This window comes from Geodermatophilus sp. SYSU D01106 (assembly GCF_054049995.1).
Genome location: NZ_JBJGYM010000021.1, coordinates 82,219 through 89,353, shown reverse-complemented (window position 1 = coordinate 89,353; position 7,135 = coordinate 82,219). Strand labels below are relative to the sequence as shown.

Sequence of the window (7,135 nt, the reverse complement as noted above, 5' to 3'; positions counted from 1 at the left end):
CCCCGGGATGTAGATGGTGACTTAGCTGGTGTTCCCGCTGGCCGCCGCCCCCGCGCCCCCCCCCCGGGCCCCCCCCCCCCCCCCCCCCCCCCCCCCCCCCCCCCCCCCCCCCCCCCCCGGGCTCCCCGGTGGAGTCCAGGACGGCGGTCACCGGGACGACGTCGCACTGGGTGCCGCCGGCGGCGAACGTGGAGTAGGCGCTGGCCAGCGCGAGCGGGCTGGTGGCCTCCGAGCCGAAGGTGAACGACCCCCGGTTCTCGTCGATGATCTGCTGCGGCAGCTCCGGCGGGCTGAACTGGAACAGCCCCATCGCCTCGGCCATCCGCACCGGCTCCTCGACGCTGCCGAGCGCGTCCTCCAGCGCCAGGAAGTAGGTGTTGGAGGACTGGTAGAGCGCCGTCGTCAGGTCCAGCGTGGAGCGGTAGGAGCCGGCGTTCTCGACGTCGTAGGGCCGGCTGCCGTCGCGGTAGACCCGCGAGACGTAGGGGTCCGACGTCGTGAGCGTGTAGTACGAGGAGTAGCCGCGGGCCAGCGCGGCGGCCGCGACGAACACCTTGTAGGTCGAGCCCGAGCCCTGGCTGGGCGCGACGTTGAGGTTGAACGACTCCTGCGTCGGGTCGTTGCGGTCGTAGCCGAAGGTGCGGTTGACGCTCATCGCGAGCAGGTGGCCGGTGCCCGGCTCGACGGCGGTGAACATGCCGGCCAGCGAGTCGTCGGGCGCGAGCGTCTCGAGCACCGCGGCGTCGCCGGCGCGCTGCAGCTCCGGGTCCAGCGTCGTCTGCACGACGTAGCCGCCGTTGTCGAGCTGCTCCTGGGTGAGGCCGAGCTCCTGGATCAGGTAGCGCTGGACGAAGTCGCAGACGAAGGGGCCGACGCTGGCCTGCACGCAGCCGCGGCGCGGGGCGGGCGCCGGCGCCAGGTCGAGCGGGGCGGCCTGCGCGGCGGTCGCCTCGGCGGCGCCGATCATCCCCTGCTCGGCCATGCGGGAGAGGACCTCGTTGCGCCGGGCGGTGGCCGCCTCGGGGTCGGTGAACGGGTCGTCGTAGGTGGGGCTCTGCACCAGACCGGCCAGCAGCGCCGCCTGCGGCAGGGACAGCGCGGAGGCGTCGATGCCGAAGAATGCCTGGCTGGCGGGCTGGATGCCGTAGGCGTTCTGCCCGAAGTACACGATGTTGAGGTAGCGGGTGAGGATCTCGTCCTTGCTGTAGGTGTCCTCGAGGGCCAGCGCCAGGCGGGCCTCGCGCAGCTTGCGGCCGAGCGTCGGCTCGGTGGCGGCGAACCGCTCCTCCGGGGTGTCGGCGGTCTGCAGCAGCGTCTGCTTCACCAGCTGCTGGGTGAGCGTGGACCCGCCCTCCTGCACGCCGCCGGCGGCGATGTTGGTGACCAGCGCGCGCACGGTGCCCTGGACGTCGAGGCCGCGGTGCTCGTAGAACCGCGAGTCCTCGATGGCCACCATCGCCTGCTTCATCACCTCGGCGATGGCCTCGGAGGCGACCGGCGCGCGGTTCTCCTCGTAGAAGGAGGTGATCGGCTCGCCGTTGGCAGCGAGCAGCACCGTGTTGCCGGGCGGGGTGTCGACGGTGAACTCGGTGGGCAGGTCGCCCAGTAGGCCCGTGGACTGCTGCGCGGCCACCGCGGGGCCGCCGACCCAGGGCAGCAGCAGACCCGCCAGCAGAGCCCCGGCGACCACGATCGTCGCGGCCAGCCGCATCAGCGTGCCGGCCGGGCTCCGCCGGTCCATGGGCCTCCCTCCCCGCCGGGACACTGCAACAGAGATCACTGCGCGCCACAACCACCCGCGCCGTGCCGCGCCCGGTCGGGGGACCGTCAGGAGGCCAGCGCGCCCGGCAGGTCGTCGCGGTGGAGCACCACGAGGGTGCTCACCGCACGCGTCAGCACCACGTAGAGCCGGTTGAGCCCGCGCGGCTCGGCGGCCACGATCGCGGCCGGGTCGGCGACGACGACGGCGTCGAACTCCAGGCCCTTCGCCAGCGTCGCCGGGACGACGGCGACCCGCTCCGCCGCCGACCCGTCGTCGGCGAGCACCGCCGCGGGCAGCCCGGCGTTGCGCAGCAGACCGGCGACCGCCGGCACGGCGTCGTCGGCGCAGACGACGCCGACCGAGCCGGGCCCGGCGGCGAGCCCGGCCACCACCTCGGCCAGCGGGCCGGCGAGGTCGGTCACCGGCCGGACCTCCAGCGCGCCCGGCTCGCGGCGCACCGCGGTGGCCGCGGGCAGGCCGGGCGCGATGACCGGCAGCAGCCGGTTGGCGTAGTCGAGCACCTCGCCGGGGACGCGGTAGCCGCGGGTCAGCGGGCGGACGGCGGTGTCCGGGCGGCCGAGGCCCGCGAGGGTGGGCGCCCAGTCGCCGGCCGACCAGGGGCTGGTGGCCTGGGCGAGGTCGCCGAGGACGGTGAGCGACCCGGCGGCCAGCCGGCGCGCCACCGACCGGCACTGCATGGGCGAGAGGTCCTGCGCCTCGTCGACGACGACGTGCCCGTAGCCGGCGGTCCGCTCGACCAGCCCGGCCGCCTCGTCGACCAGGACGGCGTCGGCCTCCGTCCACCGCGTGGCGCGCACCGACCGGGCCGGCGGGCGCAGCAGCAGCGCCTGCTCGTCGTCGGCGAGCACGCCGCGGGCGGCGCGGGCGAGGACGGCGGCGTCCGACAGCAGCCCGGCGACCAGCGCGGCCGGGTCGCAGGCCGGCCACACGGCGTCGCAGAAGGCGCGCACCTCGGGGCTGCGGGCGGCGCGGCGCGTCTCGGCGTCGGTCGGGCTGCCGCCGGCCTCCTCCTTCTGCCGGCGCGCGTCCTCGGCCAGCAGCAGCGCCAGGCGCTCCCGCCCGGCGGCGTGGTGCAGGCGCTGCTGGTCGTCGGCGACCCGCCCGCGGCGGCGCAGGTCGTCGACGTACCGCTTGAGCCGCTCCACCGGCACCCGGTAGCGGCGGCCGGCCAGCGGCACCAGCACGTCGTCGGCGGGCTTGGCGATCCCGCCCCACAGCGCCCGCTCGAGGACCTGCGCCATCCGGGCGTCGCCCTTGAGCGCGGCGACCTCCGGAGCGTCCTGCGCGCGGACCGGGACGTGCGCGGTCAGCTCGGCGACCGTCGTCTGCTCGACGTCGACCTCGCCGAGGGTGGGCAGCACCTGCTCGATGTAGCGCAGGAACGCGCGGTTGGGCCCGACGACGAGCACGCCGGTGCGCGCCAGCTGCCCGCCGTGCGTGTAGAGGAGGTAGGCGGCGCGGTGCAGGCCGACGGCGGTCTTGCCGGTGCCCGGGGCGCCCTGCACGCAGACCGACTCGGCCAGCGGGGCGCGCACGATCTCGTCCTGCTCGGGCTGGATGGTGGCGACGATGTCGCGCATCGGGCCGCTGCGCGGGCGCTCGATCTCCTCCCGCAGCAGGGCGCCGTCCCCCTCCTCCCCCGCCCCGAGCAGCTCGTCCTCGTAGCCGGTGAGCTCCCCGCCGGAGAAGCCGAACCGGCGGCGGCGCACCAGGCCCTGCGGGTCGGCGGCGCTGGCGCGGTAGAACGGCCGGCTCATCGGCGCGCGCCAGTCGATGACGACCGGCCGGCCGGCGGCGTCGCGCACGTGCCGGCGCCCGATGTGGAAGCTCTCGGCCCCGCCGTCGGGCAGCCCCGCGTCGGTGCGGCCGAAGAACGCGGGGACGTGCGGGTCGGCGGCCAGGGCGCGCAGCCGCTCGGCGCGGGCTGCGCCCAGCCGCTCGGAGGCCCAGGCGTCGACGCCCGCGTCGACGACGGCGGACGCGGCGGCGCGCATCTCGGTCAGGCAGTCCGCCGCGAGGGCCAGGTGGGCGCGCTCGGCGGTGAGGACGGGGTCGGTCGGGGAGGCGGTCCCGGTCGTGTCGGTCGGCGTCGCGGACACGGTCGGTGGACGTTACGCCGTCCTCGCGGCGCCGTCTCCGCCTTTCGCGTGCGAAAGGCGGAGGCGCCGGTGTGCGCGGCGGAGGTCCTGGGGAGGATCGCCCCCATGCCCGACTCGATGCTCGCCGGCCGGCTCAACGTGCGCACCAAGCAGTTCGAGGTCAAGGAGGTGCCGCGCCCGGTGCCGGGTCCCGGGGAGGTGCTGGTCGAGGTGCGCGCCGCCGGGATCTGCCTGTCCGACGTCCACCTCGTCGACGGCACGCTCAACCCGCTGTTCCTCCAGGGCGAGGAGGTGACGCTCGGGCACGAGGTGGCCGGCGTCGTCGTGGAGCACGGCGAGGGCGTGACCGGCTGGGAGGGCCGCCGGGTCACCCTGCAGGCCGGCGAGGAGCTCGGCGGGTGGATCCACACCCGCGGCGTCGACTACGACGGCGGGTGGGCGCACTACGCGGTGTCCACCGTCTCGACGCTCGTGCCCATCCCCGACGCGATGCCCTTCGAGCAGGCCTGCATCGTCCCGGACGCCGTCTCCACGCCGTGGGCCTCGATCGTCACCACCGCGGGCGTCCGCGCGGGCGAGCCCGTGGGCGTGTGGGGCATCGGCGGGCTCGGCGCCCACGCCGTCCAGCTGCTGCGCCTCGCGGGCGCGGCGCCGATCGTCGCCGTCGACCCGGTGGAGTCCGCGCGGGAGCGGGCGCTGGCCTTCGGCGCGGACCTCGCGGTGGACCCCTCCGAGGACGTCGCCGCCCGGGTGCGCGAGCTGACCGGCGGCGCCGGGCTGGCCTACGCCTTCGACTTCGCGGGCGTCGCGCCGGTGCGCGAGCAGGCCGTGCGCTGCCTGGAGCGCGGCGGCGCGCTGGTGCTCGTCGGCCTCACCGACCAGCCGCTGACCATCCGCAACGGCACGCAGTTCAGCTACTTCGGCGAGCGCCTGCTCGGCCACTACGGGTCCGAGCCGCACCACGTGGAGCAGCTCGTCGGGCTGGTGCGGCACGGCCGGCTCGACCTGTCCCGCTCCATCTCCGGCACGCTCCCGCTCGAGGAGGCCGCGCGCGGCATCGAGATGCTCGAGCGCAAGGAGGGCAACCCGATCCGCCTCGTCCTCCAGCCCCACGGCTGACCCCGGGCCCTTGTAGCGCTATCGGCCCCGCCTCTCGCGCGCGGAAAGCGGGACCGCCGGGGCGGAAAGGGGCCTTTGTCGCGCTAATGGCCCTGAGGGCGGTCGGCGGGCTCCACGATGTGGACCTGCACGGCCCGGAACTGCGCCGGCGTCTGCTCCAGGACGGCGCGGGTGGGCTCGCCGACCTCCAGCGCGGGCCCCCGGCGCAGCGCCGCCAGGGGCGCGAGCCGGCGGTCGGCGAGCACGGCGTCGGCCATCCCGCGGTCGCCGCCGGTGAACAGCGCCTCGACGTCGGCCGCGTGCGGGAGCAGCACGCGGGCGGCGGTGTCGGCGGCGGCCTCGACGACGGCGTCGGCCTGGTTGGCCCGGCGCCGGGCGAAGCGCTGCTGGCTCCAGCCACCGGCGGCGCTGCGCCCCTGCACCAGCCGGGTGTCGACCTTCGAGACGACGAGCGCGGCGCCGTCGAAGACCCCGGTCGCCCACCGGCCGCGGCGCACCAGCAGGACGGCGGCGCGGCGGGGCTGCCGGGCCGCGGCGGTGAACGAGGTCAGCAGTGCGGGGCCCGGCGTCCAGGGGAAGGGCGCCCGCAGGGTGAGCGCGGTGCCGTCGGCGCAGGTGACCGCGACGGCGTCGTCGTCGAGGCGGGTGGCGGCGAAGGCGCCGTGCCGGTCGGCGACGCCGTCGAGCCAGCGGCCCAGCCGCTCCGGGGCGACGCCGAGGACGCGGCCGCCGCCGGCCGCCGGCCGGGGACGGGTCACCGGCTCAGCCGGTCGTCTCCCCGGCCAGGACCGGCTCGGCGATGTTCTCCTCGGGCACGTGCAGCAGCCGCTGCGCGAGCAGGACGACGACGGCGGCCAGCCCGGCCGAGCCCGTGGCGACGAGGAACGCGGCGTTCGCGCCCACGGTGTCGACGATCTTCCCGGCCATCGAGGTGCCCAGCGCCACGCCGAGCCCCAGCGCCGTGCCGATCCAGGTGAACGCCTCGGTCACGGCCTGCCGCGGCACGATCAGCTCGGCCAGGGTGAACGAGCTGATCAGCGACGGCGAGACGGCGACGCCCGCCACCACGACGAACGGGATCATCACCCACACGTTCGTCACCAGCGTCAGGGGCACCGACAGCACGGTGAGCACGAGCAGGACGACGAGGAGCCGGTGCCGCAGCGGGTGCTTCCAGTGCACCGCGCCCCAGCCGATGCCGCTGATCATCGAGCCGACGGCCAGGCCCGCGATGAGCACCCCGGACAGGGCCATCGCGTCCACCTCGTCGGCGAACGCGACCAGCGCGATCTCCAGCGTGCCGAGGATCGAGCCGACGGCGGCGCCCACCACGAACAGCACGCGCAGGCCGGGGGTGCGGATCGCCGAGGGCCCCTTGCGCGCCTCGTGGCCGTGCGGCGGCGGCTCGGTGCGGCCCTGCGCGGCGAACAGCAGCGCCCCCACCACGGCGAGGGTGAACGCGGTGACCACGCCGGAGGTGGCGTGCCCGGTGGTGGACAGGAAGGTGACCAGGACCGGCCCGACGATGAAGACCAGCTCGTCGACGACGGACTCCATCGCCAGCGCCGCGGGCAGCCGCGTGGTGCCGCGCAGCAGGTGTGTCCAGCGGACCCGGATCATCGAGGCGACCGGCGGGATGCAGGCGCCCGCGAGGCCGGCGGTGAGGAACAGCGTCCAGCGCGGCCAGTCCTCCTTGACCGCGGCGAGGAACGCCGCCCCCGACGCGGCGAACACCGCGACGACGGGGAGCAGCGTGCGCCGCTGGCCGAAGGTGTCGGCGAGCCGGCCGAGGGCCGGGCCGGCGATCGCGGTGGTGACCGCGCCGGCGGCCGCGACCGCGCCGCCGAGACCGTAGGACCCGGTCTCCGAGGCGATCAGCAGGACGCAGCCGAGGCCGACCATCGACAGCGGCAGGCGGCCGACGAAGGCCGACAGCACCATGGGCAGCGCGTGCGGCGTGCGCAGGACGTGCAGGTAGGGACTGAGCACCGGGGAGGGACCTGTCGTCGGGGGGCTCTGTTACCGGTCAACGCTAACCGAGTCGCGGCCGCCGGGCCGGGAGACGGATGCATTCCGTGCCACACCGACCACGGAAAGGCACGAGCCCCGTCCCGGACGACGCTGTCCGGGGACG

Annotated in this window: 5 protein-coding genes; 1 reads left to right on the top strand and 4 read right to left on the bottom strand. The window is 76.2% G+C overall.

Features of this window, described 5'->3' with window-relative positions; translation table 11 throughout:
- A partial coding sequence (locus ACI78R_RS19130; protein ID WP_457041909.1) for a transglycosylase domain-containing protein occupies window positions 1-1,741 on the bottom strand: 1,741 nt, incomplete at its 3' end.
- Between the two features lie 86 nt (window positions 1,742-1,827).
- The gene (locus tag ACI78R_RS19125) at window positions 1,828-3,882 is read right to left on the bottom strand and encodes a HelD family protein (RefSeq protein ID WP_457041908.1); all 2,055 of its coding nucleotides are present in this window, start codon (window positions 3,880-3,882) and stop codon (window positions 1,828-1,830) included.
- Window positions 3,883-3,987: 105 nt separating this feature from the next.
- Between ACI78R_RS19125 and ACI78R_RS19120 the strand changes: the two genes are divergently transcribed.
- Window positions 3,988-5,001, top strand: a complete 1,014-nt coding sequence (locus ACI78R_RS19120; RefSeq protein WP_073420971.1) for a zinc-binding dehydrogenase — start codon at window positions 3,988-3,990, stop codon at window positions 4,999-5,001.
- Between the two features lie 83 nt (window positions 5,002-5,084).
- Here ACI78R_RS19120 and ACI78R_RS19115 read toward each other — a convergent pair whose 3' ends face one another.
- Both ACI78R_RS19115 and ACI78R_RS19110 read right to left on the bottom strand, forming a co-directional pair.
- The gene (locus tag ACI78R_RS19115; protein WP_457041907.1) at window positions 5,085-5,759 is read right to left on the bottom strand and encodes an acVLRF1 family peptidyl-tRNA hydrolase; all 675 of its coding nucleotides are present in this window, start codon (window positions 5,757-5,759) and stop codon (window positions 5,085-5,087) included.
- A gap of 4 nt (window positions 5,760-5,763) precedes the next feature.
- A complete protein-coding gene (locus ACI78R_RS19110; RefSeq protein WP_073420969.1) occupies window positions 5,764-6,990 on the bottom strand; it encodes an MFS transporter in 1,227 nt (408 codons plus the stop codon).
- Window positions 6,991-7,135 lie beyond the last annotated feature (145 nt).